The following is a 26849-nucleotide window of genomic DNA, read 5'->3' as shown; positions in this document are numbered from 1 at the left end:
GGCTTGTGCGGGCTCCGCGGGTTGTGCGGGCTCCGCGGGTTGTGCGGGCTCCGCGGGTTGTGCGGGCTCCGCGCTGAGAGCCCCCGCAGGTTGTGCGGGCTCCGCGCCCAGAACTCCCGCGGGCTGCGCGCCTGAAGTCCCCGCGGGCCGCGCGCCCAGAGCCGCTGCGGGCTGCGCGGGGAGCACCGCTGACCAGCCCACCAACATCAGTACGAGGAGCGCTCGCAGGACCGACATGCATCGACGGTAATCACTTGTTCACTTTCCGCGAAGGCCTCTGCGCATTCCGTCATATGCGCACCCAGCCCCCTGGCCGTGAACATGACCATCGAGTCGGCGGCCTCCCGTAGCGATCCCTTTCCTTTCAGCGGTCACCTTCCCCAGCTCACCCGGTCCGTGATCCCCGCCTTCTCGAAAGCCTCCACCAGCTCCTCACGCCCCTCGCTGAAGTGCGCCCAGCTGTCGTAGTGCACCGGAACGACCTGCCGCGCTCCCAACATGACCGCCGCCTCAGCAGCCATCGCGCTGTCCAGGGTGAGCAGCGCGTAGTCGAGCATCCCCGGCCGAACCGCACCCGCGAACAGGATGGCGACATCGACCGGGCCGAATCGGTCAGCGATCTGTCCAACCCGGTCGAGTGAGGCGTTGTCACCGCTGACATAGACACTGGGCAAGCCGTCCCCGGTCAGCACGAACCCGGTCACCTCCCCCACCACCGGCTCCGACCCCTCGGGACCGTGCAGAGCCGGCACCGCGGTCACCGTCAACGACCCGCCTGCAGGCCGCTTCAGCTCGACGGCCTCCCACGACGCGAGGCCACGCACCACACCCCGCGCGGCGCCGGCCAGACGGTCCGCTCCGCTCTTCGTGGTCAACGTCAGCGGCACGCCGAGAGCCACCTCCCGCCCTGAACTGTCGAGATTGTCGGGGTGCTGATCGTGCGACAGCAGCACCACATCAACGGGACCCAGCTCGTCAACCGTGATCGCCGAAGGCGCCGTCTTGGTCAGCTTGTCACCGCGAGGCAGTGGATAGTCCCCCGGCCCGTCGAAGGTCGGATCGGTCAGGAACCGCAACCCCCCGAACTCGAAGAGCGCCGTCGGACCACCGAACACCCGGACATCCACCACGATAACCTCCTCACGGATAACTGCTTTTTCATCCGTGAGGTTAGTGGCTTGTCACGGATGATCGCAACCTCTACCGTGAGAACTGTGGAAGAGGTCGTCTATCCCCCGACAGCGCCCGGCGCCGAGCTCTACCCTGCCCTCGACCTGGCCAACAGCATCCTCACCACGTCCGGCGGCAACGTGATAGACCTGCTCGACACCCCTCACGCCGCCACCCGCTGGCTCCAGGACCACGGCCTGCTCCCGCCCGAGGGCCGCCTCCACGAGACCTGCGCGACCCGCCTGCGCACCATGCGGCAACACCTGCGCGCCCTGCTGGCCGCCCGCATCACCCGCACGCTGCCCTCCCGCGAAGCCGTCAACGCCATCAACGACGCCCTGACCCGGGTCCCCACCGCCGCCCCCCTGCGCTGGGACAGCAGCACCGGCCCCCTCCGCGTCCCCAAACACCCCACCGACCAGCTGGTCGACCACGCCCTGGGCCTGCTGGCCGCGGACGCCGCCGACCTCCTCACCACCCCCGACGCCGACCGCCTGACAACCTGCGACTCCCCACCCTGCACCCGCTACCTACTCCGCAACGGCCGCCGCCAGTGGTGCTCCACCCGCTGCGGCGACCGAGCCCGAGCCGCCCGCGCCTACGCCCGCCGCACCCGCTCCACCACGTAACCGGCACCTACGCCAGAGCCGGCGCCCACGCAAAGCCGGCACCCACGCCAGAGCCGGCGCCCACGCAAAGCCGCCACCCACGCCAGAGCCGGCGCCCACGCAAAGCCGGCACCCACGCCAGAGCCGGTACACGCCCGAGCGAATCACCGCGCCGACAAATAACTGAGCAGCCTCTGAACCTTCAACGTGGCGAGGCTCGCCGCTCCCAGCGCGAGTCAACGGCCCGACGCTGTGGCGCAGCCCCACCCAGGCGCTCGGCGGGGACCGTGCCAGGACTGGGCCAGGGGCTGTGTTTCCCGCCGGGCCGAGTGGCCTCGTCGCCCTGGGTGCCGGCCGGGTTGGGGCGGTAGACGCACACGTTGAGGTTGTGTGGGATCGGGCTGCGGTCATGGCGTGGCTAGACGCGCACGGTTTCGTGGTGTGCGCGTCTACATCCGTTGAAGCCCTCGAAAATGCGTGCGCACGCATATTTGCGCGCCGGCCTTCGCCTGACGATGCGGCTCGCCCGGAAGTTACTCGCTGTTCACGGAACATTAGTGCTGCGGGGGCCACCATCGGTTTCCGCGATCACGGAAGTCCGGGCGGTGTGGCGACAGCATCGCCGACGCCCGTGGCGCGGCCCACCCAGGCGCGCGGCGTGGTGCGGGCGGGCCCCCCACTGCGCCGCGCGCAGCGCCGCGGCATTGTGGTCTTCGGGTGGTTTTCAGTGTGTTGTTTCCTGGATCCAGGGGCTGAGATTGTCGGTGCGGGCGGCGTTCTCGACCTGGGCGTGGGGACAACTGGGGCCGTTGCTGACCAGCGCCACCAGGGTCGGCCTTGCGTGCTTGGACTCGATGAAGAAGGGGCCGCCTGAGTCGTACGGGCAGGGGGTGGTGTCGGGCTGGGGTGAGTGACCGCTCAAGCCGATCACGGAGTCGCTCATCGAGACGATCTGGAGTTTTCCGGTGCGCAGGCGGGGTTCGGGGGCCGGGTTGACGCTGGTTGTCGAGCCGTAGCCGGTCAGGCGCAGGACTTGGCCGACGACCGGTGGGCGCTTGGCCAGTTTGATTGGGCGGATGTCGCGGATCGGGGTTTCCAGGCGGGCCAGGGAGACGTCGGCGGTGGGTGACTGGTGGACCTCGACGATCTTCACCTCGTGGCCGGTGGTGGTGTTGGTCAGGTCGGTGCGGCCGACGGTGGCCGTGGTCAGGTCGGCTACCGGGTATTCGACGCGCACGCCGTTGGCGTCGCGGAAGCAGTGGCCGGCTGTGATCACCCACTCGGCGGAGACCAGGGCGCCTGAGCAGGCGCTGTTGCGTTTGCCACCGGCGGCGGTGGGGATGCCGGTCATGGTGAGCTTCACCGAGAACCGGTACTTCCCGTCCGGGACCGGTTCCCCGTTCGCGATCGCCTGAGCCGCGCTGGACAAGCCCAGCACCAGGGTCACTGTGATGGCCAGAACAGCAAGTCCGCGTCGCATCGGTGATCATCTCCTCGCGGCCGACGGTACGACCCGGCCGACGCTAGTCGCATGTGGACATGAACGCAGCCCCGCAACCCAGGACTGTGGACAACGACCAAGGCAAGCCCGGACTGCGGACAAGGACCAAGGGCGAGCCAGGGACAGCCCTGTGGACATCCACGGACCGGCGTGATCCGCTGGGGGCGTGCCTCACATCCCGCTCCCGCCGCTGCCCGGAATCGCCGGGCTCCTCGCCGCGCACCCGGACACCGCCGGCGCCCTCAACAACCTCGCCGAAACCCTGCTCCGCGGCCCCTCCCCGCTGACCGCGGCCGAACGCGAGACCATCGCCGCGTACGTCTCCCGCCGCAACGACTGCGACTTCTGCGCCCGGACCCACGCCGCCGTCGCGCACCGCCTCGGCCCCGAGTTCGACAATGTCCTGGCCGGGGACGTCGAGGCCGCCGGCCCGAAGATGCGGGCGCTGCTGGCCATCGCCGACCGGGTACGCGTAGACGGCCGCGCAGTCACCCCGCACGACATCGCCGACGCCCGCGCCGCCGGAGCCGACGACCGGACAGTTCACGACACCGTGCTGATCGCCGCCGCCTTCTGCATGTTCAACCGCTACGTCGACGGCCTGGCAGCAACCACACCCGACGACCAGGCCCAGTACGACAGGCACGCCCACCACCTGGCCGAAAACGGCTACCTGGGCAACGGAAAGGCAGGCAGGTAGCAGACCACCATCAGCCGTCGAAAGCAGCAACCAGCCGACGGCACCGTGCCGGGTCCTCGGTCAGCCCGGCTCCCAACCCCCACAGCCAGTAGTCCACCGCCCGCCACACCACGCAGTCCCGTGCGCGATCACGCTCCAGCCCCGCCGCACCCACCACCAGGTCGAAGCACCCCACGATGTCCGCCATCTCGTCCAGCCGGGTCCACAGCACCCGCCCGAGATCAAAGCCCACGTCACCGCGCAGCAGCACCGGATCCACCACAAGCCACGGCTCCCGCCGCCCCCGCAGCACCTGCTCCGAGTGCAGGTCACCGTTCACCGCCAGGTCCGGCACCTCGCCCGTCAACCGCGACCCGGCCTCCATCGCCCGCCGGAGCAGCGCCCGCGGGAAGGGACGCCCGAGCGACACCCATTGCTCCTCGACAGTCGTGAGCCGCGCGGCAACCAGGTCCGACGTACGAGGCCCCGTCGCCAGCGGAACGGCGATCCGCCGCATCACCGCTCCCAGCACGGACATCGCCTCCGGCACCGGAACGCTCCCCAGCGACGAGGAACTCAGCCACTCCAGCAGCATCACCCCGGCCTCTGGGTCCGCCTCGGCAAGCAGCACCGTCCCCCGCCCGTCCCAGAAGCGAAGCGCGTCAATCTGCCCCGAAACGGATGCCAGAACCGGCGGCGTCAGGCGCAGCGCGTAGGGAACGTCATCACGGGTCACCGGGACAACAAGCGCATTCGACCCGTGCACCGGCACCCCGGAAACCAAAAGCCCCCAGCGTGTACAGAAAAAAGAGACCAGGTCAGGCAGCGCGTCCAGCCACTCCGGCCCCTCGCGCCAAAACCGCGGCATGTCCCGGAAAGACTGCGGAACGATCACACCCCGGCACGATCCATCGTCGCCAGGAGTTTCTCCACCGTGTTCCAGTTGCGCGCGGTCGTCGCCGGGCCGCCCTTGACCTTGCCGAGCGCCTTCATCAGCGGACTGTTCATCTGCCCGTCCGGCAGCCACAGATACATCTCCGAGCCGTCGATCACGTACCGCTCGGCCCCCCAGTCCGCCGGCGGAAACGGATCATCCAGGGGCGCCGCGGCGAACCCCACCACATACCGCGACTTGTCGCCGGCCACGTCACCGAGGGGGTCGAGCGCCACCACCCGCGCGAGCTCGTCACGACTGCGAAGGATCACCTCGATCGGCATGCCGAAGCGCTGCGTCAGCTCTGCGCCGAGCGACAGCGGCGGTTCCTCCGCGTCGAGCACCACGTTGCCACTCTGCAACAGGGTGCCCACTCCTGCGTACCCCTGCTCCTGGAGGAAAGCACGCAGATCGGCCATCCCCACCCGCCTTGACCTGCCCACGTTGATGCCGCGCAGCAGGGCCGCGTAGCGGACCATGATCTCATCCCTTCCAAAAGCCGACTTTCGGTTCGCACGATATCCGCGACAAGGGATCATGGACGGGTGAGTGGCCGCACGTTCGGGATTCTGTCGCCTTTTGTCGGGGGCGACTACTACGGCGCGATCATCGAGGGGATCAACGAGGCGGCCGCGGCGGGTGGCGACCGGGTGATGGCGGTGCAGACGCTCGATCCGGGGGCGCACAGCGCGGATCGCAGCGGCCTGCCCCAGTTTCATCGGCAGATCGCCTGGGAGCGGCTGTCCGGTCTGGTGGTGCTGCCGGGTGCGGTCGCCGCCGGCTACGCCGCCGCCGCGCACCGGGCGGGGCTGCCGGTGATCTTCGTGGCCCAGGACGCGGCGGACACCGGCGGGTCGGTGGTTCTGGCGGACAACCGCAGTGGGGTACGGGCAGCCGTGCGCCACCTCGTCGAACACGGACACGAACAGATCGCGTTCGCCGGCTACCTCGCCCATTTCGACCTGCGTGAACGGCACGAGGGCTACCGCGAGGGTCTCCTGGCGCAGGGGCTGACCCCCCGCCCGGACCTGCTCTTCGACACCGGCGACAACCACGAGAGCGGCGGCGAGGCGGTCGCCGACGCCCTGATCCGCGCGGGAATGCCCGCCACCGCGATCGTGCTCGGCACCGACCGCAACGCGATCGGCCTGATCGGGCGGGTGACCGCGGCGGGGTTCGACGTGCCCGGAGATCTGGCGGTGGTGGGGTTCGACGACATCGCCGACGCGGCCTACCTGCGGCCGGCGCTGTCCAGCGTGCGGCAGCCGCTGGACAAGGTGGGCGGGGCGGTCTACCACCTGTTCGGCGAGTTGCTGGCCGATCCGGAACGGTCACCGCGGGTGCGGCAGGTGACCACTGTCTTCCAGCGGCGCAACTCGTGCGGCTGTCCGAGCACCGGGCTGGCGGTGTCGGAGGCGTACACGAGGTCGCTGTTCGGGCAGGTGCAATACCTGCAGAGCACCCTCAACATCCAGTACGAGCTGGGCATCGAACTTCTCGGCACGCAGCAGAGCGACGCCCGTACCCTCGACTGGCTCGGCCTCACGCCGGCCCTGGCCGGCTGCCTGGGCCTGTGGAAGGACGACGGCGAGAAGGACGAGCTCGCGTTGACCGGCCAGTTCCGGATCGACGTGGGCGCACCCGGCGCGGTGATCCCGGTGTCGCAGTTCCCGCCGCGAGAATTGTTCGACCTGGCCGACGGCGCGGCGGCGGACATCGTCTTCGTGGTGCCGATCCGCAGCCGGTCCCGGGACTGGGGCATGCTCGCGGCGGTCGGCCGGATCCAGGCCACCACTCCGCCGGGCCGCGAGATGATGAACCACTCGGGGGCGCTGCTGTCACAGGCCCTCGACTACCAGGTGATGATGTCCGCCCTGCGTGAGCAGGAGGAACGGCTGCGCACCGCCGCGTTGCGCGACCACCTGACCGGCCTGCCGAACCGGGTCCTGCTGGAGGACCGGCTGGAACTGGCGGAAGCGCGGGCCGCCCGGGAAGCCGGCTACCGGTACGCGGTCCTGCTCCTCGACCTCGACGGCTTCAAGGCCGTGAACGACTCCCTCGGTCACGCGGCCGGCGACGTGCTGCTGATCGAGGTGGCACGCCGGCTGAGCGAGCTGCTCCGGCGTACCGACACGGTGGCCCGGCTCGGCGGTGACGAGTTCGTGGTGCTGATCGACGGGCTCGCCGAGCCGGAGGCGTACCTGACGGTCTGCGAGAGCATCCAGGCCGCGGTCGCCGTCCCGCTCGTGATCGACGGCGTCCCGGTCGTGGTGGGCGTGAGCATCGGGGTCGCGGTCTCCGGCGTCGGCAGTGCCGACGCCGACCACCTGCTGCGGGAGGCGGACGCCGCGATGTATCGCGCGAAGTCGGCGGGCCGCAGCCGTTAGCTAGTACTCCCAGGCGGCGTACGGCGGGTGACGGTGCTTCATCTCCTCGTAGAGCAGCACCTGCCGGTCGATGTACCAGGCCTTGGCGACCTGCAAAAGCAGCACCCCCGCGACAGTGGCGACCAGGTCCAGCCGGACCAGCCCATACCCAAGCACGATCGCTCCGGCGAACTGGAACGCGTAGGTCGCGTTCAGCGGCCCGGTCGTGAACTGGGGCGACACGGGAACGTTGTTGCGCTCGGCCCAGACCCGCTCGCCGAAGACCCCCCTGGACGCCCAGTTGCGGGTGGAGCGGGGCTTGGGGAACAGCAGCGGGTTGACCATCATGAAGACCAGCGACAGCGCGAGCGGGATCAGCGACCACCAGCCGATCCAGTCGCGGCTCCAGATCGAGATCGTGATCAGCGGGAGTACGGCGAACCGGGTCCAGACGCTCACCGGATTGGCGTGCCGTTCCCAGGTGTCGCCCTGTAACCCGAACAGCCGCGCGACGCGCTGCTCACCGGTGAGGTTCGTCGACATCGTGAGCTCCTTCGAACGATCGCAGGAAGAGCAGCACCGCCAGGACGCGCCGGGATTCGCTGCCGGTGGCCGGGAGGCCGAGCTTGCCGAAGATGCTGGACACGTACTTCTCCACCGCGCGCAGCGTGAGGAAGAGCCGATCCGCGATCCCCTGGTTGGAGTGCCCGGTCGCCATCAGCTCCAGCACCTCCCGCTCCCGCGGCGTCAGCCCCGCCAGGGGATCCTCCGGCCGGCGCCTCGCCACCAGCGCGGACACGATGAGCGGGTCCACGACGGCGCCACCGGAGCCGATCCGGCGTACCGCGGACAGGAACTCGGCCACCTCGCTGACGCGGTCCTTCAGCAGGTAGCCGACACCGTCCGCCGATCCGGCGAAGAGCGTCATCGCCAGCGCCGGCTCGATGTGCTGGGAGAGCACCAGCACGCCGGTGCCGGGGTGGGCCTCGCGGATCTCCACGGCGGCGCGCAGGCCCTCGTCGGTGAAGGTGGGCGGCATCCGGATGTCGGTGATGACCACCTCCGGTACGAGCGCGGCGACCGCCTGCCGGAGCGCGTCGCCGTCGCCGCAGCGGGCGACCACGTCGAACCCCGCGTCCCGGAGGAGGCCGGTCAGTCCCTCCCGCAGCAGCACGCTGTCCTCGGCGATGGCTACCCGCACGGCAGCTCCGCCCGGACCCGGGTTCCGCCGCCGGGCGGGCTCCAGATCAGCAGTGTCCCGCCGAGCGACTCGACCCGGTCGGCCAGGCCGCGCAGGCCGGTGCCGCCGCCGGTGTCCGCTCCCCCGGTCCCGTCGTCGGTGATCTCGGCGACGAGAGTGCCGACGGTGCCGCCGGTGCGGGTGACCTCGACGGAGGCGCTGGTGGCCCGGGCATGCCGCCCGATGTTGGTCAGGCTTTCGCAGATCACGTAGTACGCGGCGACCTCGACCGGCTCGGGCGGCCGCTCGGTCAGCCGGATCTTCAGTCGTACCGGCACCGTGGCCTGCGCCGCGACCGACTCCAGCGCGACGGCCAGCCCGTGCCCGCTGAGGACCGCCGGGTAGAGGCCGCGGGCGATGTCGCGCAGCTCGGCGAGCGACGTCGCGACCTCCTGTTTCGCCTCGGTCACCGCTTTGCGTACCGCGGGGTCGCCGTCCAGCTGCGCCTCCAGCCGGCCGAGCCGCATCGACAGCCCGATCAACCGCTGCTGGGCGCCGTCGTGCAGGTCGCGTTCCAGGCGGCGGCGCTCGCGGCGGCCGGCTTCCAGGACCCGGGCGCGGGAGCCGCGTACCTCGGCGAGCCCGGCCCGCAGCTCGGCCCGGAGCCGTTCGTTGTCGAGCACGATCTCGGTGGCGGCGGCCACCGCGTCGAGGAGGTCGCGCTCCTCGGTGAGTGCCGGATGGTGGACCAGGGCGGCCACCGGGTCGCCGCCCCGCTCGATCATCGTGACGGCGCGGTCGGCGCCGGGCTCCGGCAGCGTGGCGGGCACCCCGTCCTGCGCCACCCAACTGCGGTACCGCGGCAGCCAGTAGAGCAGCCGGGCCGACGGGTCGCGCAGGGCCCGGGCGATCGCCGGGCCGAGGTCGGTCGGCGACGCCCGCAACTCCAGGACCAGGCCGGCGACCGAGGTACGCGCGAGCCGCGCGTCGAGCAGCCCGAGCAGGAAGGCGACCGGGGCGAGGCCGAGGATCAGCAGGGTGAGCCGCTGGATCACGGCGAACCCGGTGCCGGCGAACACTCCCATGATCAGCAGCACCGTGAGCGAGACCAGGCCCAGCGCGAACGCGTCCACCAGCAGGCGTACCGACCGGCGCAGGGGCAGGCCGCCGCTGCGCCGCCGGACCGCCAGCACGATCAGGCCCGCGATCACCAGCCCGCTCAGCGTGAGCAGCTCGATCGCGTGCAGGACAGCGGCGACAGCGGGCGCGTCGGCGACCGCCAGCAGGTTGTCCGGGCCGAACCCGCCGAGCAGCATCACCGTCAGCTGCAGGCCGACCGACACCGCGTACCCGGCTGCCACGATCACCCGGGCGGGCCCGGTCAGCCGCCCGGTCGGGAAGGCCAGGAAGACGTGCAGGAACAGCACCACGACGAGCAGGTCGCACGCCTGGCCCACGGTGAACAGCAGCGGATCACCGGACCAGGACAGGTTCGACAGGCCCGCGCCGAAGCCGACGAGGATGAGCAGCCGGCCGAACGCGCTGTCCGGGCGGCGGTGCCAGGCGATCAGGCCGCTGCCCACGTACAGCAGCATGATCCAGACGAACAGCGCCGCCTGGATCACCGGCTGGTCGAGCTGATCATCGGACCGGGCGAGGGCGATCGACATCGCGGCGGAGGCCAGCCCAGCCAGTGCCACCGCCGACAGCAGCTGGGGGCGGGGCGCGATGCCGTCGATCCCAGCAGGCTAGCGGCGCGGCGGGTGTCCGGGGCAGACCGGCGGACCCGCCTGTACACATACCAGAAAACCGCCCTGTCCCCGGCCGGGCTGCCGGTTGTCCCCCGAAGGCCCGGCGCTGCGACGGTGAGAACGAACCCGAGAGGAGCAAGTCATGATTCGCCGTCATCCACTCGCATCGTTCTTCGTGCTCTCCTTCGTCATCGGCTGGTCACCGTGGCCGTTGCACATGGCCGGCGTGCTGCCGGACACCAACTTCCTGCCGATCGCCCCGCTCGTCGCGGCGCTCATCGTGGCACCGATCGCCCACGGCCGGGCCGGGCTGCGCGACATCAGGTCCCGGATGATCCGCTGGCGGGTGCCCTGGTACTGCTACCTCGCGGCGGTCGGCGTGCCGCTCGCGGTGGCCTTCGGTACCGCCGGCGTCAACGCCGGGATGGGCGCCTCCGCATGGTCGCTGTCGACGATCGCCTGGGCCGACGTGGCCGTCATCTTCGCCCTGCGCTGGATCAATCCGCTCGACGGCGCGCTGGCCGAGGAGCCGAGCTGGCGGGGTTATGCGCTGCCCCGCCTCCAGGCGGCCCGGACGCCGGTGGCCTCGGCCACCATCCTGGGCGTGATCGTCGCCGTCTGGCACATCCCGCTGGTGTTCTCCGGTGAGGGCAACCCGATCGGCTGGCTCGGCGTACCGACCACGTTCCTGGTCACGTTCGTCTACTCCTGGCTGTTCAACCGGGCCCGTGGCAGCGCTCTGCTCACCATGCTGTTCCACGTCGTCCAGGGCACGATCACCGCGGGCACCTTCGGGTACGAGGACGGCGCCGACCTCAACCGGATGCAGTGGCTGGGTCTCGCCGCCTGGGCCGTCGTCGCCGCGGCCGTCCTGCTGGACCGCCCGGCCTGGCGGGCCGCACCCCGCGACGCCGTCGACCCGGTCGAGCGCCGCACCGAGACGGAGGTGCTCACGACCCCGGTCGTCCAGCGCTGACGACCTGACCGGTACGTTCGGTGCGTGCTCCGGAAGACGATCATCACGCTCCTGGTCGTCTGCCAGAGCACGCAGGGTCTCATCTACGGCGGCATCGCGCTGTTCCTGCCGCTGATCCGTGCCGACCTGGGACTGAGCTTCACCCAGGCCGGCACCTTGGCGGCGGCCACCAACCTGGTGTACGCGCTGATGCAGGTGCCGTCCGGATACCTGGCCGACCGGTTCACCCCGCGCCGGCTGTTCCTGATCGGCCTGCTCGGCACGAACCTGCTGGCCGCCGTGTTCACCGTCCTGACCTCCTACGAGGCCCTGCTGGTCAACCAGGCGCTCTCCGGCTTCTTCCGGGCCCTGGTCTTCGCGCCGGGCATGCTGCTGATGACCCAGCAGTTCCGGTCCGACCGCCGCGCCACCGCCATGGGCCTGTACGTCGTCGGCGGCTTCTCCTCCAACATCCTCCTCAGTTCCCTGGGCCCGCTGCTGGTCCGCCCGCTCGGCTGGCAGCTGCTGTTCGTGCTCTTCGCCGCGGCCGGCCTGCTCGCCGTGGCCCTCTACTGGCGGGTCGCCGCCGGTGACCAGCGGCCCGCGCCGGGCGGGGTCCGGATCAGCGACCTGCCCGCGCTGCTGAGGCACCCGATCATCTGGTTCACCGCGGTCATCCAGTTCGCCCGGCTCGCCGTCGCCCAGGGTTTCACCTTCTGGCTGCCCACCTATCTGGTCGTGGACCGGGGGCAGTCGCTGACCACCGCCGGCCTGGTGGCGGCGGCCGGTGCGGCGGTCACCGCACCGGCCAACTTCCTCGGCGGGTACCTCTCCGACCGGATCGGCCGCCCGCTGCTGGTGATCGGCGGTTCGCTGATGGCGCTGACGGCCGGGCTGGCGCTGCTGACCTACGTACCCGGGTTGATCGGGGTGCTGCTCGTCGTGGCGATGGTGTCCGTTTTCGTCCAGGTCTACTTCGGGCCGCTGTTCGCCGTACCCCTCGAGGTTCTCGGCGCGGAGCGCGCCGGCCTGATCAGCGGCTTCGGCAACTTCTGCGCCAACCTCGGCAGCTTCACGTTCGTCTACGCGCTCGGCGCGGTCAAGGACGCCACCGGCTCGTTCCGGATCGGCTTCCTCAGCCTGGCCGTCCTCTGCGTGATCGCCCTCGGCGCCACCTGGCTGGCCCGCGGTCAGGTCCCGCGGCGCAACCTCACCAGGTAGATCTGCGCGACCACGACCAGAGCCAGGAACGACCCGCTGATCACCTGCTGCCAGTTGCTGTTGACGCTGCCCACCTGGTTGATCAGGTTCTGGATGACGCCGAGCAGCAGCACACCGGCCACCGTGCCCGCGATCGTGCCGGCCCCGCCGGTGAGCAGCGTCCCGCCGATGACGACCGCGGCGATCGCGTCCAGCTCCATGCCCGCGCCGAGCACCGTCACCCCCGACCCGAGTTTCGCGGCGTTGATCGACCCGGCCAGCCCGGCGAGCAACCCCGACATCAGATAAACAGCGATTTTCGTACGCCGGACCGGCACCCCCATCAACCCCGCCGCGTCCTCACTGCCACCCACCGCGTAGACGGCACTGCCGAACCGGGTGCGAGCCAGCAGAACCATGCCGGCCAGCACCACCACGACCACGAGCCAGACCTGATGACCGATACCGAGCAGCGAACCCGTACCGAAGCCCCGGAAGGTGTCGTTGCCGGCGAGATATGTCGTCGAGCCCTCGTCGCTGACCGCCCGCATCAGTCCCCGGGCCCCGAGCAGCGTCGCCAGCGTGACGATGAACGGCGCCATCCTCGTGTACGCGATCAGCGCCCCGTTGACCAGCCCGACGCCCCCGCACACCAGCAGGGGCGCCGCGAACGCCGCGAGCACGCCGTACTGGGAGGCCCAGGCCGCGAGGACGCCACCGAGCACGTAGAGCGACCCGACCGACAGGTCGATCCCCCCGGTCAGGATCACGAACGTCATGCCGAGCGCGATCAGCATCGGCGGTGCCGCCGCGACCAGGATCGTCCCCGCGTTGTCCCAGCTGCGGAAGTTCGGGAAGGCGGCGACCGCCACCAGGACGACCACGGCGAGTACGGCGAGGGCGCCCTGCCGCTGGACGGCACCGACGATCCGGTCGGTGCGCTCGGCCCGGCGGCCGTCCGTGGCGCCGGAGGGTGCTTCGGCGAGCAACGTCGGGGTCATCGGGTCCTCCTCTCCCGGGCCGCGTAGACGGCGACCAGGATGATGACGGCCTGCACCATCTCGGCGGTCGACGGCGGCAGGTTGTGTTTGATCATCGTGGCCACCACGAGCTGCATGAGCAGGGCGCCGGCGACCGTACCCAGGACCCGGACCCTGCCGCCGGTCAGCGGGGTGCCGCCGACCACCACCGCGGTGATCGCGGACAGTTCGATGAGCAGGCCCACCGAGGACGCGTCGCTCGACTGGATGCGGGCCACCGAGAGCAGCCCGGCGATCGAGGCGAGCACCGCGCAGAGGACGTAGGTCGTGATCAGCACCCGTTTGACCGGCAGGCCCGCGAGTTCGGCGGCGGGACGGTTGCCGCCGACCGCGAGCAGCCGCCGGCCGAAGACGGTACGGCGGATCACGAACCCGACGACCAGCACCAGCAGCGCGGCGATCCAGACCAGCACCGGGATGCCGAACAGGTCACCGGAACCGAGGTGGATCAGGTCCTCGTTGCGGACGTCCTTGAGCTTGCCCTCGGAGATGACAACGGCCAGGCCGCGCCCGCCGACGAACAGGGCGAGCGTGGCGACGATGGGCTGCAGGCCGACCCTCGCCACCAGGGTGCCGTTGATCAGGCCGACCGCGACCCCGGCGAGGATCGAGACGCCGATCGCGGCGATCACGCCGTACCCGAGGTAGAGCGGGATCAGGGCAGCGGCCAGGGCCATCACCGAGCCGACCGAGAGGTCGATGCCCTCGGTGCCGATGACCAGCGCCATGCCCAGCGCGACGATCACGATCGGGGCGACCTGGATCAGCTGGATGCGCAGGTTGCTGCCGGTCAGGAAGTTCGGGGTGAACAGCACGTTGTAGAGGATCAGCAGGACGATGGCGATGTATACGCCGTACCGGGGCAGCCAGTCCCTGTTCAGGGCCGGCCGAGTAAGGGCGAGGGTGGTCATGAGGGATCTCCCGGTGCGGCCGCCGCGATCGTGGCGAGCAGTTCTTCGGTGGTCACCCGGTCGCCGCTGAGCACGCCCACCACCGCGCCGTCGCGCAGCACCACGACCCGGTCGGAGCCCTCGACCAGCTCCTCCGCGTCGGAGGAGACCAGCACGACGCCGAGCCCCTCGGCGGCCAGCTCGTCGATCAGGGCCTGCACCTCCGCCTTGGCGCCGACGTCGATGCCGCGGGTCGGCTCGTCGAGCAGCAGGACCTTGGGGCCGGTGGCGAGCAGCCGGGCCAGCAGGACCTTCTGCTGGTTGCCGCCGGAGAGGTCACCGACCCGCTGGTCCGGGCTGGACGCCTTGATCCGCAGCCGGTCCATGTAGATCTTCACGACCTTGTCGATCCGGGCGTCCGACACGAGGCCGAGCCGGGACATCCGGGGCAGGATGGCGAGCGCGATGTTGTCGCGTACGGAAAGCCCTGGAATTATGCCCTCGGCCTTGCGGTCCTCCGGCTGCACCGCGATGCCCGCACGGACCGCCTTGACCGTCGTCGGCCTGCCCAGCGACTTCCCGTCGACCTCGATCTCGCCGCTGTCCAGCGGATACGCGCCGGCGATCGCCTTGATGGTCTCGCTGCGACCGGCGCCGAGCAGACCGCCCAGGCCGACCACCTCACCGGGGCCGACCTCGAAGCTGATGTCGTCGAGACGGGTGCGGCTGGTCAGGCCGGACACCTTCAGCAGCGACCCGGACCTGGTTTCGGTGTCGTGCTCGCCGGTGAAGGCGGTGAAACCGTCCATCTCCCGGCCCAGCATCAGCGACACGAGCCGCAGCCGGTCCAGGTCGGCCAGCCGGCCGGTGTGGACGAGCTTGCCGTCACGCAGGATCGTCACCGCGTCGCAGATCCGGTAGAGCTCGTCCATCCGGTGCGACACGTAGACGACGCCGATCCCCCTGGCGTGCAGGTCACGGATGACGCCGAAGAGCGTCTCCACCTCCCGCGGCTCCAGCGACGACGTCGGCTCGTCCATGATCACGACCTTGGCCTCGACCATCACCGCCCGGGCCAGCGCCACCATCTGCTGCCCGCCCAGCGGCAGGGTGCCGAGCGGGCGGCGGACGTCGGTGGTCACCGCGTAATCGGCGAGAATCCGCCGCGCCTCACGGTCCATCCGGCGCCGGTCGACCAGGCCGAACCGGTTGCGCGGCTCCCGGCCCAGGAAGAGGTTCTGCGCCACGCTCATCAGCGGGACGAGGTTGACCTCCTGGTAGATCGTGGAGATCCCGGAGCGCTGCGCGTCGAGCGGGGTGGCGAACCGGACCGGCTCGCCACCGAACCGCACTTCCCCGCCGTCCGGCTGGTAGACGCCGGTGAGCACCTTGATCAGTGTGGATTTCCCGGCGCCGTTCTCCCCGACGAGAGCGTGCACCTCACCCGGGCGGAGCGTGAAGCTCACGTCGTCCAGGGCACGGACACCGGGGAACACCTTGGACACACCGGCGACTTCCAGCAACGACATTGTTCGAGTACCTCTTAGTAGGCGCTGCCGATGTCGGACTTGGCGTTGCTCTCGTCGTAGGCCCGGTCGGAGATGATGATGTCCTGGCCGACCGGCTCACCCGCGAAGAACTTGGCCGCCGTGCCGAACGCCAGCGGGCCGAAGCGCGGGTTGGACTCGATCACCGCGGAGAGCCAGCCGTCCACGATGCCCTGCACGGCGCCCTTCGTGCCGTCGATCGACACGATCTTGACGTCGCCGGCCTTCTTGCCCGCACCCTTCAGCGCGGTGACCGCGCCCAGCGCCATCTCGTCGTTCTCGCCGTAGATGCCGCTGATGTTCGGGTTGGACTGCAGCAGCTGCTCGGTGACCTTCTGGCCCTCCTCCCGCGAGAAGTTGCCGGTCTGCTCGAACGTCACCTTGATCTCCGGAGCGACCTTGGCGATCTGGTCCTTGAAACCGCTGGTCCGCAGCGTCGTCACGTTGTTGCCCGGCGCGCCCAGCAGGATCGCGACCTCGCCCTTGTTGCCCAGAGCCTTGGCCATCTCGTCGGCGGCCCGCTTGCCCTGCTCGGCGAAGTCCGAGCCGATGAACGTCAGGTAGTCCTTGCACGCTGTCGCATTGATCTTCCGGTCGATCGTCACGATCGGGATCTTCTTCGCCGACGCCTTCGCGAACACCGAGTCCCAGCCGTCCGAGTTCAGCGGCGCGATGACCAGCAGCTGCACACCCGCGTCGATCATCTGCTCGACGTCGCTGATCTGCTTGTTGAACTGCGAGTTCGCGTTCGCCGTCGTCAGCTTCGTGATGCCGAGCTTGGCCGCCTCGTCCTCGATCGACTGGGTCTCGGCGATCCGGAACGGGTTGGCCTCCTTCTCCGACTGCGAGAAGCCGACCGACGCCGTCTTCAGGTCGATCTTGGTGCCGCCGTACTGGTCGAGCGTGCAGGTGGCCGCGCCCGGTGCGGCCGACTGCACCACCTGGCTCGCTTCCGGCGCCGCACCCGTGCCGGCCGAGGGGGTCTCTTCGCTCTTCGCGCATCCGGCGGCGCCGGCGACGGTGAGCACCAGACCGAGGGCAAGGACGGCTCTGCGGCCGTGAATGGCAGTCTTCAACATGGCTCCTCAGAAACGAACAGCAACACACGCCGGTGGGAACGTCTTCACGCATGTTCAAACACATCTAGGCATCGGTAAACTTTGTTTGTCAAGGTCGCCCCGGTTCCGGAACTCGCCCGCCCCCGCGCGTGCGACCCCCACGTCATACCTGCCCAGAGCCTGTCCCGATGATCCAAATGGGAACGCTCACATTGACCGACGCCGTGGTGGGAGGCCCTTCAAACGGACACCAACACCGATGTTTGATTTCGTTCACCATGCGGTTCGCTTCCGGCCGTTGCCGCGAGATCTTTCTCAAGCAGTCGTACGACCGACGAACAGTCCCGCCATCGCAGCGCGACCCATTGCCCACTCCCGGTTGTGCCGCGACCGCCGGGCTGACCTGCCGGGTCAACCTCACCCCAACCCCAGCTGGCCCTCAGAGGCCCCTCCGGCCCGAAAACACCCCCCTGGCAGCCAGCCGAGCAAACCAGCTGGACGCCAGAGGCCCCTCCGGGCCGAAAACACACCCCTGGCAGCCAGCCGAGCAAACCAGCTGGACGCCAGAGGCCCCTCCGGCCCGAAAACACCCCCCTGGCAGCCAGCTGAGCGGAGCTGCCGGCGGTGGGCGCGCACCGTGTGGCGCTGCATCGGCCGTGGGGCGCACCGTGTGGCGCTGCATCGGCCATGGGCGCGCACTGTGTGGTGCTGATCGGCGGGGTGGGGGTTTGGGCGTACGGCTGAATTCGGGGTGGTGGGTTAGAGCGCGACCGGCTGCGGCTGCGCAACCACCATCTCGCCGATCGCCGACGCGGAGAGCGGCTTGGCGAAGTGGTAGCCCTGCGCATGCTGATAGCCGAGACCCGCCAGGCGCGCCGCCTGGTCCTCGGTCTCCACACCTTCGGCGACCAGGTCGAGGCCGACCGCCTCGGCCAGGGCGATGACGGCGGCCGGCATGGTGTCGCGGCGGCTGGTGTCGGTGCCCTGGGTGAAGGAGCGGTCGAGTTTGAGCTGGTCGACGGGGAGCTCGTGGAGGAGGGTGAGGGTCGACTGGCCGGTGCCGAAGTCGTCGAGGGCGATGCGGATGCCCATGCGGCGCAGGTCGTCGAGGCGGGTGACCGCGTCGCCGAGCGCGACGGCCGTGCTCTCGGTGATCTCCAGGGTGAGCCGGTGCGGTGGCAGGCCGGACTCGGCCAGGATCTCGGCGACGCGCTCGACGAAGCCGGCCTCGCGCAGCTGGCGGGCGCTCACGTTGACGTTGAGGACGCCGGGTGCGCGGTCGCCGAGCTCGTCGCGCCAGGCGGCGAGCTGGCGGCAGGCCTCGCGCAGCACCCAGTCGCCCAGCGGGACGATCAGGCCGGTGCGCTCGGCGACCGGGATGAACTGGACCGGCGGCACGATGCCCTGGGTCGGGTGGGCCCAGCGGACCAGGGCCTCGACACCGCGCAGGCGGCCGCCCTCGAGGGCGACGATCGGCTGGTACATCAGGAACAGCTGACCCTCGGTGATGGCGTGCTGGAGCTGGGCACCGAGCGCGGCGGTGTCGGCGATCGCGATGGCCATGCCGTCGGTGTACCGCTCGACGTTGCTGCCGCCGCCGTGCTTCGCGGCGTACATGGCGATGTCGGCGCGCCGCAGCAGGTCCGCGGCGTCCTCTCCGCTGCGGCCGTCAGCGAGGCCGATGCTGGCGCGGACCAGCAGCTCGTGGCCCTGCGCGACGACCGGCTCGGCCAGCGCGGCGATCATCCGGTGTGCGGCGGCCAGGGCGGTGTCCGGGTCGATGCCGTCCAGTACGACGACGAACTCGTCGCCGCCGAGCCGCGCGACGGTGTCCTCCTTGCGGATGGTGGCGGCCAGCCGCTCGGCGACCGCGACGAGGAGCGCGTCGCCGATGCCGTGACCGAGCGTGTCGTTGACGGTCTTGAAGTCGTCCAGGTCGATCAGGGCGACGCTGACCGGCCGGTCGCTGTCGTCGGCGGTGAGGGCGGCGTCGAGGCGCTCGGTGAACAGGGCCCGGTTCGGCAGCCCGGTGAGGGTGTCGTGGGTGGCGCCGTGGTCGAGCCGGGCGACGAGTCCCGCGTTGTCCCGGAAGACGGTCTGCTGGCGGGCCACGACCAGGCCGGTCAGGACGACCGCCACGGCGGCGACGGTCAGCGCGTCGCCGTTGCCGTCCGCGATGCAGTTGATCAGCAGGGCGTCGACCGCCGCGATGGCGACGTAGGGCAGCCAGACCGGCAGGCGGCGGGAGGTGCGGCGCGGCTGGTTCCCGGCGGTGGCGGAGCGCACTTGGGTGCGGGCGGCCGTCACCGCGGCGAGCATGGCGACCGGGAGGGCCAGCTGGGAGGAACTGAGCCACGGCGAGTCCGCCACGAACTGCTGGGCGGAGGAGAGGACCGTGCCGGCGAGCATGCCGATCGCCAGCATCGGCAGCACACCGGGGGCCAGGTGCCCGCGGCCGGCCATTGCCACCTTGCCGAACGCGAACAGCGCTAGGAGGTTGGCGCCGAGGATCACTCCGCCGCTGGCCAGCGCGGACACGCTCCAGCCGGCGCTCTCGACGACCGGGCGGGTCACGTAGTGCCAGGAGAAGACCCCGGCGGCGAGCAGCACGACCATGGCGTCCAGCCCGACCCGGAGCACGTCGCCGCGGCCGGCGAGCTTGAGGGGCAGGCGGGCCATCCCGAAGACGTTCGTCACGATGGCACCCGCGTAGCCGAGGCCGGCCGCCGCCGAGACATAGGTGGCGGGCATGCCCCGGACCAGGGTGTCGAAGATGTTGACGAGCGAGCCGGCGAACGCGAGAAGGACGCCGACGGACAGGTGCCGGAAGAACCGCCGGGTGACATCGAGCAGGTCCTCGCGCCGCGCCACCGCGTTCAGGGAGACGAAGGCGACGAGCGCGCCGAGCGGCGCTGCGAGCCAGAGCAGCAGGACCGGCGTGCGCATCTCACCCACGTTGACGGCGAACACCGCCGCGGTGGCCAGCGTGAGCACGCCGCAGAGCCCGACCGGGCCACGAATCAGGCGTGGCCGTGGCGACGCAACGCTACTCATCAGTCTCCCCGGTCGCCGATCGTCTACCGGCACTTACTTCGTCCGGCCGGGGGGCGACATGAGCAAACGGCCCGGTGTGTCACCGCCGGGCCGTTCGCTTTCCAAAAAACTCAGGCAGCGGTACGGGACCACTGCTGGTTGTTGCCGGATCCGCAGGTGTACTGCTGGATGTCCGACCCGTCACCGGTGCCCGAGCTCACCACGTCCAGGCATTTGCCGCTGTGCCGCGCCTTGAGCTGGAAGTAGGAGCCGATGGCCGCCCACTGCCACTGCTGGTTGTTGCCGCCGCCACACGCGTACTGGATGACGTTGGCGCCGTCGGAGCTCGACGCGGAGGCCACGTCCAGGCACTTGCCACTGTTCTGGTTGACGATGTTGAAGTAGCCGCTGCCCACGTCGCGGAACTCCCAGCGCTGGTTGCCGCCGCTGTTCCACGTCCACTGCTTGATCTCGGCGTTGTCGGCGACCGACGAGCTGACCACGTCCATCACCTTGCCGCTGTTGCGGTTGGTCACCCGGTAGTAGTTGACCCCGTTGCCGGTGACCGTGCCGGCCGCCACGTCGACGGTGATCGTCGGGTACCAGTTGAGGCTCATGCTGGTGGCCGACGGGAAGGTGATCGGCAGCCAGACGTACTGCGAGTCGTTGACCGGCCCGCTCCACGCTCCGGCCCAGCGGTCGCCCATGTAGAGGAAGCTGTTGCCCACCGGCAGCACGTAGGTGGGCTGGGAGCGGAAGGTCGTGCCGTCACCGACGTTGGTCCAGCCGGTCCACGGTCCGGAGATCGAGGACGCGGTGGCGTACTTCGCCTGGTTGGGACTCCATCCGGTGGCGGCCGAGGTGAGCAGGAAGTAGGTGCTCCCCCGCTTGAACATGGCCGGCGCCTCGCGGTGCGCGTCGTTCCAGAAGTTGCCGACGAGCGACGCGACGTTGAGGTAGTCGGCGGTCAGCCGGTAGATGTGCAGGTCGTAGTTCTCGTCCGCCGCGGAGATCATGTACGCGGTTCCGCCGTCGTTGTAGAGCGTGATGTCCCGGGACATGTGCGTGCCGAGCGGCCGGAAGCTGCCGTGGTACGTGTACGTCCCGTCGATCGTTGCCGACGAGGCGACGGCGGCCCGGGCCTCGCTGTAGTTGGTGCCGTTCTCCTTGTGCATCCACATCACGTACCGGCCGGTTGACGCGTTGTAGATGACCTTCGGGCGCTCGATGTTGGCGCCCTGCAACTCGCTCGCCGCGGACGGGGTGAGCACGTTGCTGCGGAACTCCCAGGCGCGCAGGTCGGTCGAGCGGTAGACGGAGACCGCCCGGAAGGTGTTGTCGGCGTTGCGGTTCTCGCCGAACCAGTAGTAGTAGCTGCCGACCTTGAGGATGCCGCCGCCGTGGGCGTGGACGGGGTTGCCGCTGGTGTCCGGGAACTGCGTCCCGTTGGTGATGGTGACCGGGGCGGCCTGCGCCGGTGCGGGCGCGATCAGGACTGCCGAGATCAGGAGGAGCGCTGCCAGGATCTTTTTCATGACGCACGGCCTTCTCTTCAACAGAGACGCATGTCTATGTATTACGGGAATGTTAACGTAACCATCCGGCGGCAACACGTCAATGGATCGGGTCCGCTGCTGTCGAGATCCAGCCCGAGACGCCGCAGATCCTGGCCCCCCGGGCGCGTTCACAATCCGGCGGCGAAATGATCGCCGGCGCCCGGCGGGGAAAAGTTGAAGAAAAGTAGGCGGGGGTGTCGGATCGGGGCGGCGGTGTTCGTAGCAGGGTGAGAGGTTGCCGAGAGGGCCGCCCGAACCACAGGAGATGAACCGAGATGCAGTACCTGCTGTCCGTGATCCACGACAAGAGCAACTCCGGCACCGCGGAGGAGATGGCCGCCATCGACGTGTTCAACGAGCGGCTCCAGGCCGAGGGCCACTGGGTCTTCGCCGGCGGCCTCGGCGGGCCCGGCACCGCCACGGTCGTCGACAACCGGGGTGGGGAGGCGCTCTTCACCGACGGCCCGTTCGTGGAGACGAAGGAGCACCTGGCCGGCTTCTGGGTGATCGAGGCGGCCGACCTCGACGTGGCGCTCAAGCTCGCCGCGGACGGGTCGAGGGCCTGCAACCGCAGGGTGGAGGTGCAGCCGTTCCTGTGAGCGGGGCCGGCGTACGGGAAGCGATCACCCAGGCACATCAGCGGGAGTGGTGCCGGGTGGTCGCCGCCCTCACCCGGCGTTTCGGTGACCTGGACATCGCGGAGGAGGCGGCGGCGGAGGCGTTCGCGACGGCTGTCGAGCGGTGGCCGGCCGACGGCGTACCCCCGAATCCCGGCGCCTGGCTGACCACCACCGCCAACCGCAAGGCCATCGACCGGATCCGCCGCGAGAGCAGGCGCGACGGCAAGCACCGGGAGGCTCAGATCCTTCACGACGACGACCCACCCGAGCCGGCCGGCGCCATCGACGACGAGCGGCTCCGGCTGATCTTCACCTGCTGTCACCCGGCGCTGGCACCCGAGACCCGGGTGGCGCTGACGTTGCGCATGGTCGGCGGGCTGACCGTACCCGAGATCGCCCGCGCGTTCCTCGTGCAGGAGACCGCCATGGGCCAGCGGATCACCCGCGCCAAGGCCAAGATCAAGGCAGCCCGCATCCCGTACCGGGTACCGTCCGCGGCGGACCTGCCGGGACGCGTCGCGGGTGTGCTGGCCGTCCTCTTCCTGGTCTTCAACGAGGGCTACCTGGCGACCGGCCCGGACTCCGATCCCGTACGCCATGATCTGACCGCCGAGGCGATCCGCCTGGCCCGCCTGATCCGCGCCCTGATGCCGCACGACGGTGAGGTGGCCGGCCTGCTCGCGCTGATGCTGCTCACCGAGGCCCGCCGCACCGCCCGGGTGTCGGCGAGTGGCGAGCTGGTCGCCCTCGACGAGCAGGACCGCGGCGCCTGGGACCCGGCGCTGATCGCCGAGGGCCACCGGCTGGTCCGCGAGCGCCTGGCCACCGGGCTCGCCCCCGGCCGCTACCAGATCCTCGCCGCGATCAACGCCGTGCACACCTCCGCCCGCGACGTACGCGACACCGACTGGTCGCAGATCGTCGCCCTCTACGACCAGCTGGTCAGCCTCGACCCGTCCCCGATCGTCGCCCTGAACCGGGCCGTCGCGGTCGCCGAGCTCGACGGCCCGGATGTGGCGCTGGCGAGCGTCGACCGGCTGGCGGACCGGCTTTCCGGCTACCACGCCTTCCACGCTGCCCGCGCTGCCTTCCTGCGCCGCCTGGGCCGCAGCGAACAGGCACGCGCGGCGTACGGCACAGCGATTAGCCTGGCGGGCAACAGCGCCGAAACCGCCTATCTGACCCGCCGCCGGGACCAGCTGGGGTAGTCGCTGCCCACGAAGGGGGAAGCAGATGTCAACGCTCAGCCGCCGCCGGGTCCTTGCCGCTTTCGGAGCGGCCGCGATGCCGCCGGTGGTGATCACCGCCGCCGCGAGGCCGGCCAGGGCAGCCGCCGAGCCGCCGTCGAACACCGCGCTCTACGCGGATCCGGCCTACACCGAGGGCGTCGACTACGCGCGGCGCTTCCGGCGGCACGCGGCGCTCGACGACAGTGACGGGCCCGGTGACGCCTTCCCGGACACGGTGATCGTCGCGCTGCACGGCGGGGGCATCGAGCCGGGCACGTCCGAGCTGTGCCTCGCGATCGCCGGATACCACCCGGCGGGCGGGCCCTACGGCGGCACGACCGGCGGCACCGTCTACGACTACTGGATGTTCGAGGGCATCATGCCGAAGGACAACGGGAAGCTGCACATCACCTCGATCCACTGTGACGACCCGGTCGCGCTGGCCACGGTCGCGGGCAGCCGGCGGACGGTGTCGCTGCACGGGTGCAGCCCGGAGGAGGCCGGCGTGGAGGACGACGACGAGCCGGCCGCCGTGCTCGTCGGCGGGCGGGACAGCACGCTCAAGGCGGCGCTGATCGAGGCGTACCTCGCCGGCGGCATCGGCGCCCTCGACGCGGCCGGGGTGCCCGACCTCAACGGTGACCAGCCGCTCAACATCGTGAACCGGAACCTGACCGGCGCCGGCGTGCAGCTGGAGATGACCACTCCGCTGCGCGAGCGGATGTTCGGGACCCACACCCGCGCCGGCCGCAAGTCGACCACCAAGCCGCTGTTCTGGAAGTTCGCCGACGTGACCCGCCTGGTGCTCGCGGGCTGACACGGATCCCAGCGCCCGCATGTGGCCGGCGGGCGGCTCTCGAATGCAGCGCTGTGCGGCCGCGATCGAGGGCCCCCGCACCGCGAGAGGCCCGCACCGCGAGAGGCCCGCACCGCGAGAGGCCCGCACCGCGAGGGGCCCGGGCGGGCGGCGTGATCCCTCGCCGTCCCGCCCGGGTGCTCCACCGCCGATCACATAGGGCCCGGCCGGTGCGGATCAGGCCGGGAGCCCGCCGACCTGGGTGTTGACCCACGCCCGGATCGACGGCAGGTCACCGTAGATGGACGGTGCGGTGGCGCAGGTGGAGCTGTTGTTGCCGGCCCGGCTGGTCACGCCGATCAGGTTCCAGCGGCCGGAGACCTGCCGGACCTGCGGGCCGCCGGAGTCGCCGTAGCAGGCGCCGGCGTTGCCGTTGGTGTTGTTGGTGCAGATCTCGTACGCGGCGTCGATGCCGGAGCAGCGGCTGTCGGCGACGATCGACGTGTTGAGCTCGTTGGCGACCCGCGGGGTGGAGCCGCAGCCACGGGTCGGACAGGTCTGGCCCCAGCCGATGATGCGGGTGGCCGTGCCGGTGGCACCCGACGCCGTGGGGATCGGCGCCGGCGCGTAGGTCACCGAGGACGCCAGTTCGAGCAGCTTGACGTCGATCCGCGAGTGGTTGACGGCCCGCCGGACGGAGACGACGGTGCCGCCGCTCGCCCGGTCGACGCTGCCGACCCGTACGGTCGAGGGTGTCGGGCAGTGCTTGGCGGTGACCGCCCAGTTCGCCTTGATCAGCGAGCCGGTGCAGCCGGAGACGTAGACCATGAACGAGTAGTTCTCCGTCGCGGGCACGCCGCCGACGACGAGGACGCCGGGGTCGGGCTCGGGCGGGGCGGCCGCGACCGCGGCGGCCGGCGCGAACATGCCGGCGACCACGACTGCGGCGGCCAGGAGGATCCGGGCGGGGGTACGCATGTGAACGGCCCTTCTGCCTTCGGGGGAACGGGCTGTTGCCCGGCCCGACGGTAGCTAGAAAGTTACGTTCATCGATACATCCCAAGCGGTGCCTCTGACCGGGATGATGGATTCTGCTGGAGATCCGCCGCGCCGTGCCGATGGGGACGCCGTGGATGAGCAGAGCACGGCGACACCAGCGGAGCGGGATGCGGCGCTCGCCGCGGCTCTCGTCGAACACCCCGGCGCCATGATCGGAGCGACGACGGCGCTCGGCCTCTTCGTGCCGCTGCCCGAGGAGCTGGCCGCCATCGGGTTGCGCCCGATCCAGGGTGGCGAGTCGGCGCTGACGCTCGTCGTCGCCGAGGACCACACCACGGTGGCGCAGGCCTGGATCGTTCAGCGCACCGACGGCTGGTCCAGCTGCACGGTCCGCCCGCTGGCCGACCCGGAGCGCGAGATCGGCCTGCACTTCATCGACACCACCCACCGACTCGGCGTGGTCACCGTGCTGATCAGCGGCCTGGCGCAGCTGTCCGCCGGCGCGCCGGCCTACGAACAGCCACGACCGCGGCTGGTGACGATGGTCAAGGATCAGGTCGCCAAGGTCCTCGAGGCCGACCCGGCGATCAACCTCGTGCTGGGCTGGGAGGCCGCCGAGCTTCTCGGCAACAGCACTCTGGAGCTGGTGCATCCCGACGACCGTGGACGAGCCGTCAAGAGCTGGATGGACCTGCTCGCCTCGCCGGTGGGTTCGGCACGGCGGGTCCGCCTGCGCCACCTGCACCGCGACGGCGAGGTGATCTGGTTCGAGATCACCAACCACAACCGGCTGGAGGGTGACCGCCCGCACGTGCTCGCCGAGATGCTCGACATCTCCGACGAGATGGCCGCCCAGGAGGCGCTGCGGGCCAGCGAGCAGCTCCTGAGCCGCCTCGCCGAGACGCTGCCGATGGGCGTGGTGCAGGTCGACGGCACCGGCCGGATGGTCTACCGGAACACGCGCTACTCCCGGGCCGTCGGCGGGACCGACGACGGCCACATCACCGAGATGCTCGACCTCGTGGTGCCGGCCGACCGCGGCATGGTCGAGAACGCGCTGACCGCCGTCCTGAGCACAGGCAAGGACACCGACATCGAGTACGGCTACCGCAACGCGCTGCTCGGACTGCGCCGGATCAGCGTCGGCATGCGCGCGCTGACCGGCGACACCGGTGACGTCACCGGCGCGATCATCTGCTTCACCGACGTCACCGAGGAGGTCCGGCTCCGCGAGCAGCTGCGGCAGCAGGCCACGTACGACACCCTGACCGGCTGCCACAACCGGGCCGCCACCCTGGAGGCCCTCGAGGATCGCGCCTCGGCCGGCCGCGGTGTCGCCGTCCTCTTCCTCGACCTCAACGAGTTCAAGCAGGTGAACGACCGCCTCGGCCACCACGCCGGCGACCAGCTGCTGGTGCACGTGGCCGGCCGGCTGCGCGCCGCGGTCCGCCACGACGACGTGGTCGGCCGCCTCGGCGGCGACGAGTTCGTGGTGATCTGCCGCGACGTCCCGGACGCCGAGCACGCCCGCAAGATCGGCGAAACCCTCGTCCAGTCCCTGGAGTCCGGCGGCATCGAGGTGGCCGGCGAGTGGCTGCGCCCCGCCGCCAGCATCGGCGCCGCCTGGTCCCGCGGCCTCCCCGACCCCGAGGCCCTGGTCGCCCGCGCCGACGCCGCGATGTACACCGCGAAGAAGGCCCGGACCGGCCGGATGGCGCTGGTCATGGCCGACTAGGT

At 70.6% G+C, this 26849-nt stretch carries 23 protein-coding genes; 9 read left to right on the top strand and 14 right to left on the bottom strand.

The window, feature by feature from the left end:
• Positions 1-371 precede the first annotated feature (371 nt).
• Entirely contained in the window at positions 372-1130 is a 759-nt protein-coding gene (locus ACFQV6_RS24445; RefSeq protein ID WP_378029899.1) for an MBL fold metallo-hydrolase, read from the bottom strand.
• A 57-nt stretch (positions 1131-1187) separates the two neighbouring features.
• On the opposite strand from ACFQV6_RS24445, the gene ACFQV6_RS24440 reads away from it, so the two are divergent.
• A complete protein-coding gene (locus ACFQV6_RS24440) occupies positions 1188-1799 on the top strand; it encodes a CGNR zinc finger domain-containing protein (RefSeq protein ID WP_378029898.1) in 612 nt (203 codons plus the stop codon).
• Between the two features lie 703 nt (positions 1800-2502).
• On the opposite strand, the gene ACFQV6_RS24435 is transcribed toward ACFQV6_RS24440, so the two are convergent.
• The gene (locus tag ACFQV6_RS24435) at positions 2503-3258 is read right to left on the bottom strand and encodes a S1 family peptidase (RefSeq protein ID WP_378029897.1); all 756 of its coding nucleotides are present in this window, start codon (positions 3256-3258) and stop codon (positions 2503-2505) included.
• A gap of 187 nt (positions 3259-3445) precedes the next feature.
• On the opposite strand from ACFQV6_RS24435, the gene ACFQV6_RS24430 reads away from it, so the two are divergent.
• Positions 3446-3979 carry a carboxymuconolactone decarboxylase family protein gene (locus ACFQV6_RS24430; RefSeq protein ID WP_378029896.1) on the top strand — a complete coding sequence of 178 codons (534 nt, stop codon included), beginning with the start codon at positions 3446-3448 and terminating at the stop codon, positions 3977-3979.
• A gap of 10 nt (positions 3980-3989) precedes the next feature.
• On the opposite strand, the gene ACFQV6_RS24425 is transcribed toward ACFQV6_RS24430, so the two are convergent.
• Both ACFQV6_RS24425 and ACFQV6_RS24420 read right to left on the bottom strand, forming a co-directional pair.
• A complete protein-coding gene (locus ACFQV6_RS24425; RefSeq protein ID WP_378029895.1) occupies positions 3990-4853 on the bottom strand; it encodes an aminoglycoside phosphotransferase family protein in 864 nt (287 codons plus the stop codon).
• Entirely contained in the window at positions 4850-5371 is a 522-nt protein-coding gene (locus tag ACFQV6_RS24420; protein ID WP_378029894.1) for a DUF1697 domain-containing protein, read from the bottom strand. The genes ACFQV6_RS24425 and ACFQV6_RS24420 overlap by 4 nt, the downstream gene beginning before the upstream one ends.
• A gap of 66 nt (positions 5372-5437) precedes the next feature.
• On the opposite strand from ACFQV6_RS24420, the gene ACFQV6_RS24415 reads away from it, so the two are divergent.
• Positions 5438-7279, top strand: a complete 1842-nt coding sequence (locus ACFQV6_RS24415) for a diguanylate cyclase domain-containing protein (RefSeq protein ID WP_378029893.1) — start codon at positions 5438-5440, stop codon at positions 7277-7279.
• Here the strand turns inward: ACFQV6_RS24415 and ACFQV6_RS24410 are convergent, their stop codons facing one another.
• Genes ACFQV6_RS24410 through ACFQV6_RS24400 form a run of 3 tightly spaced genes read right to left on the bottom strand, consistent with a single transcriptional unit; the run spans position 7280 to position 10138 of the window.
• Complete coding sequence (locus tag ACFQV6_RS24410) at positions 7280-7801, bottom strand: DUF6653 family protein (RefSeq protein ID WP_378029892.1); 522 nt, start codon at positions 7799-7801, stop codon at positions 7280-7282. It lies immediately after the preceding gene.
• On the bottom strand, positions 7779-8459 hold the full coding sequence (locus tag ACFQV6_RS24405; protein WP_378029891.1) for a response regulator transcription factor: 681 nt from the start codon (positions 8457-8459) through the stop codon (positions 7779-7781). The genes ACFQV6_RS24410 and ACFQV6_RS24405 overlap by 23 nt, the downstream gene beginning before the upstream one ends.
• Positions 8450-10138, bottom strand: coding sequence for a sensor histidine kinase (locus tag ACFQV6_RS24400; RefSeq protein WP_378029890.1), 1689 nt, complete (start codon positions 10136-10138; stop codon positions 8450-8452). The genes ACFQV6_RS24405 and ACFQV6_RS24400 overlap by 10 nt, the downstream gene beginning before the upstream one ends.
• Positions 10139-10331: 193 nt before the next feature.
• Between ACFQV6_RS24400 and ACFQV6_RS24395 the strand changes: the two genes are divergently transcribed.
• The gene (locus ACFQV6_RS24395; RefSeq protein ID WP_378029889.1) at positions 10332-11165 is read left to right on the top strand and encodes a CPBP family intramembrane glutamic endopeptidase; all 834 of its coding nucleotides are present in this window, start codon (positions 10332-10334) and stop codon (positions 11163-11165) included.
• A gap of 24 nt (positions 11166-11189) precedes the next feature.
• Entirely contained in the window at positions 11190-12365 is a 1176-nt protein-coding gene (locus ACFQV6_RS24390) for an MFS transporter (protein ID WP_378029888.1), read from the top strand.
• Here the strand turns inward: ACFQV6_RS24390 and ACFQV6_RS24385 are convergent.
• The 6 genes from ACFQV6_RS24385 to ACFQV6_RS24360 all read right to left on the bottom strand — a co-directional run bounded on the left by ACFQV6_RS24385 (position 12335) and on the right by ACFQV6_RS24360 (position 21447).
• Positions 12335-13345, bottom strand: coding sequence for an ABC transporter permease (locus ACFQV6_RS24385; protein ID WP_378029887.1), 1011 nt, complete (start codon positions 13343-13345; stop codon positions 12335-12337). The genes ACFQV6_RS24390 and ACFQV6_RS24385 overlap by 31 nt on opposite strands.
• Positions 13342-14295: an ABC transporter permease gene (locus ACFQV6_RS24380; protein ID WP_378029886.1), complete on the bottom strand. Its 954-nt coding sequence runs from the start codon at positions 14293-14295 to the stop codon at positions 13342-13344. The genes ACFQV6_RS24385 and ACFQV6_RS24380 overlap by 4 nt, the downstream gene beginning before the upstream one ends.
• The gene (locus tag ACFQV6_RS24375) at positions 14292-15803 is read right to left on the bottom strand and encodes a sugar ABC transporter ATP-binding protein (RefSeq protein ID WP_378029885.1); all 1512 of its coding nucleotides are present in this window, start codon (positions 15801-15803) and stop codon (positions 14292-14294) included. The genes ACFQV6_RS24380 and ACFQV6_RS24375 overlap by 4 nt, the downstream gene beginning before the upstream one ends.
• Before the next feature lie 14 nt (positions 15804-15817).
• Positions 15818-16897 (bottom strand): ABC transporter substrate-binding protein, encoded by a 1080-nt coding sequence (locus tag ACFQV6_RS24370; protein ID WP_378029884.1) that lies wholly within the window; start codon positions 16895-16897, stop codon positions 15818-15820.
• Between the two features lie 741 nt (positions 16898-17638).
• A complete protein-coding gene (locus tag ACFQV6_RS24365) occupies positions 17639-19933 on the bottom strand; it encodes a putative bifunctional diguanylate cyclase/phosphodiesterase (protein ID WP_378029883.1) in 2295 nt (764 codons plus the stop codon).
• A gap of 110 nt (positions 19934-20043) precedes the next feature.
• Positions 20044-21447 carry an RICIN domain-containing protein gene (locus ACFQV6_RS24360; protein WP_378029882.1) on the bottom strand — a complete coding sequence of 468 codons (1404 nt, stop codon included), beginning with the start codon at positions 21445-21447 and terminating at the stop codon, positions 20044-20046.
• A gap of 296 nt (positions 21448-21743) precedes the next feature.
• Here ACFQV6_RS24360 and ACFQV6_RS24355 point away from each other — a divergent pair, with 296 nt between their 5' ends.
• Genes ACFQV6_RS24355 through ACFQV6_RS24345 form a run of 3 tightly spaced genes read left to right on the top strand, consistent with a single transcriptional unit; the run spans position 21744 to position 24134 of the window.
• Positions 21744-22067 (top strand): YciI family protein, encoded by a 324-nt coding sequence (locus tag ACFQV6_RS24355; RefSeq protein ID WP_378029881.1) that lies wholly within the window; start codon positions 21744-21746, stop codon positions 22065-22067.
• Positions 22064-23296: an RNA polymerase sigma factor gene (locus ACFQV6_RS24350; protein ID WP_378029880.1), complete on the top strand. Its 1233-nt coding sequence runs from the start codon at positions 22064-22066 to the stop codon at positions 23294-23296. Before ACFQV6_RS24355 ends, ACFQV6_RS24350 begins: the two co-directional genes overlap by 4 nt.
• A 25-nt stretch (positions 23297-23321) precedes the next feature.
• Positions 23322-24134, top strand: coding sequence for a poly-gamma-glutamate hydrolase family protein (locus ACFQV6_RS24345; RefSeq protein ID WP_378029879.1), 813 nt, complete (start codon positions 23322-23324; stop codon positions 24132-24134).
• A 216-nt stretch (positions 24135-24350) separates the two neighbouring features.
• Here ACFQV6_RS24345 and ACFQV6_RS24340 read toward each other — a convergent pair whose 3' ends face one another.
• Positions 24351-25040 (bottom strand): S1 family peptidase, encoded by a 690-nt coding sequence (locus ACFQV6_RS24340; RefSeq protein ID WP_378029997.1) that lies wholly within the window; start codon positions 25038-25040, stop codon positions 24351-24353.
• Between the two features lie 202 nt (positions 25041-25242).
• Between ACFQV6_RS24340 and ACFQV6_RS24335 the strand changes: the two genes are divergently transcribed.
• Entirely contained in the window at positions 25243-26847 is a 1605-nt protein-coding gene (locus ACFQV6_RS24335; protein ID WP_378029878.1) for a diguanylate cyclase, read from the top strand.
• The last annotated feature ends 2 nt before the right edge of the window (positions 26848-26849 follow it).

Origin of the sequence: Actinoplanes sp. GCM10030250 (assembly GCF_042666575.1) — a bacterium.
GTDB lineage: Bacteria > Actinomycetota > Actinomycetes > Mycobacteriales > Micromonosporaceae > Actinoplanes.
The sequence above is the reverse complement of the archived record's forward strand: the minus strand, read 5'-3'. Positions and strand labels throughout refer to the sequence as shown.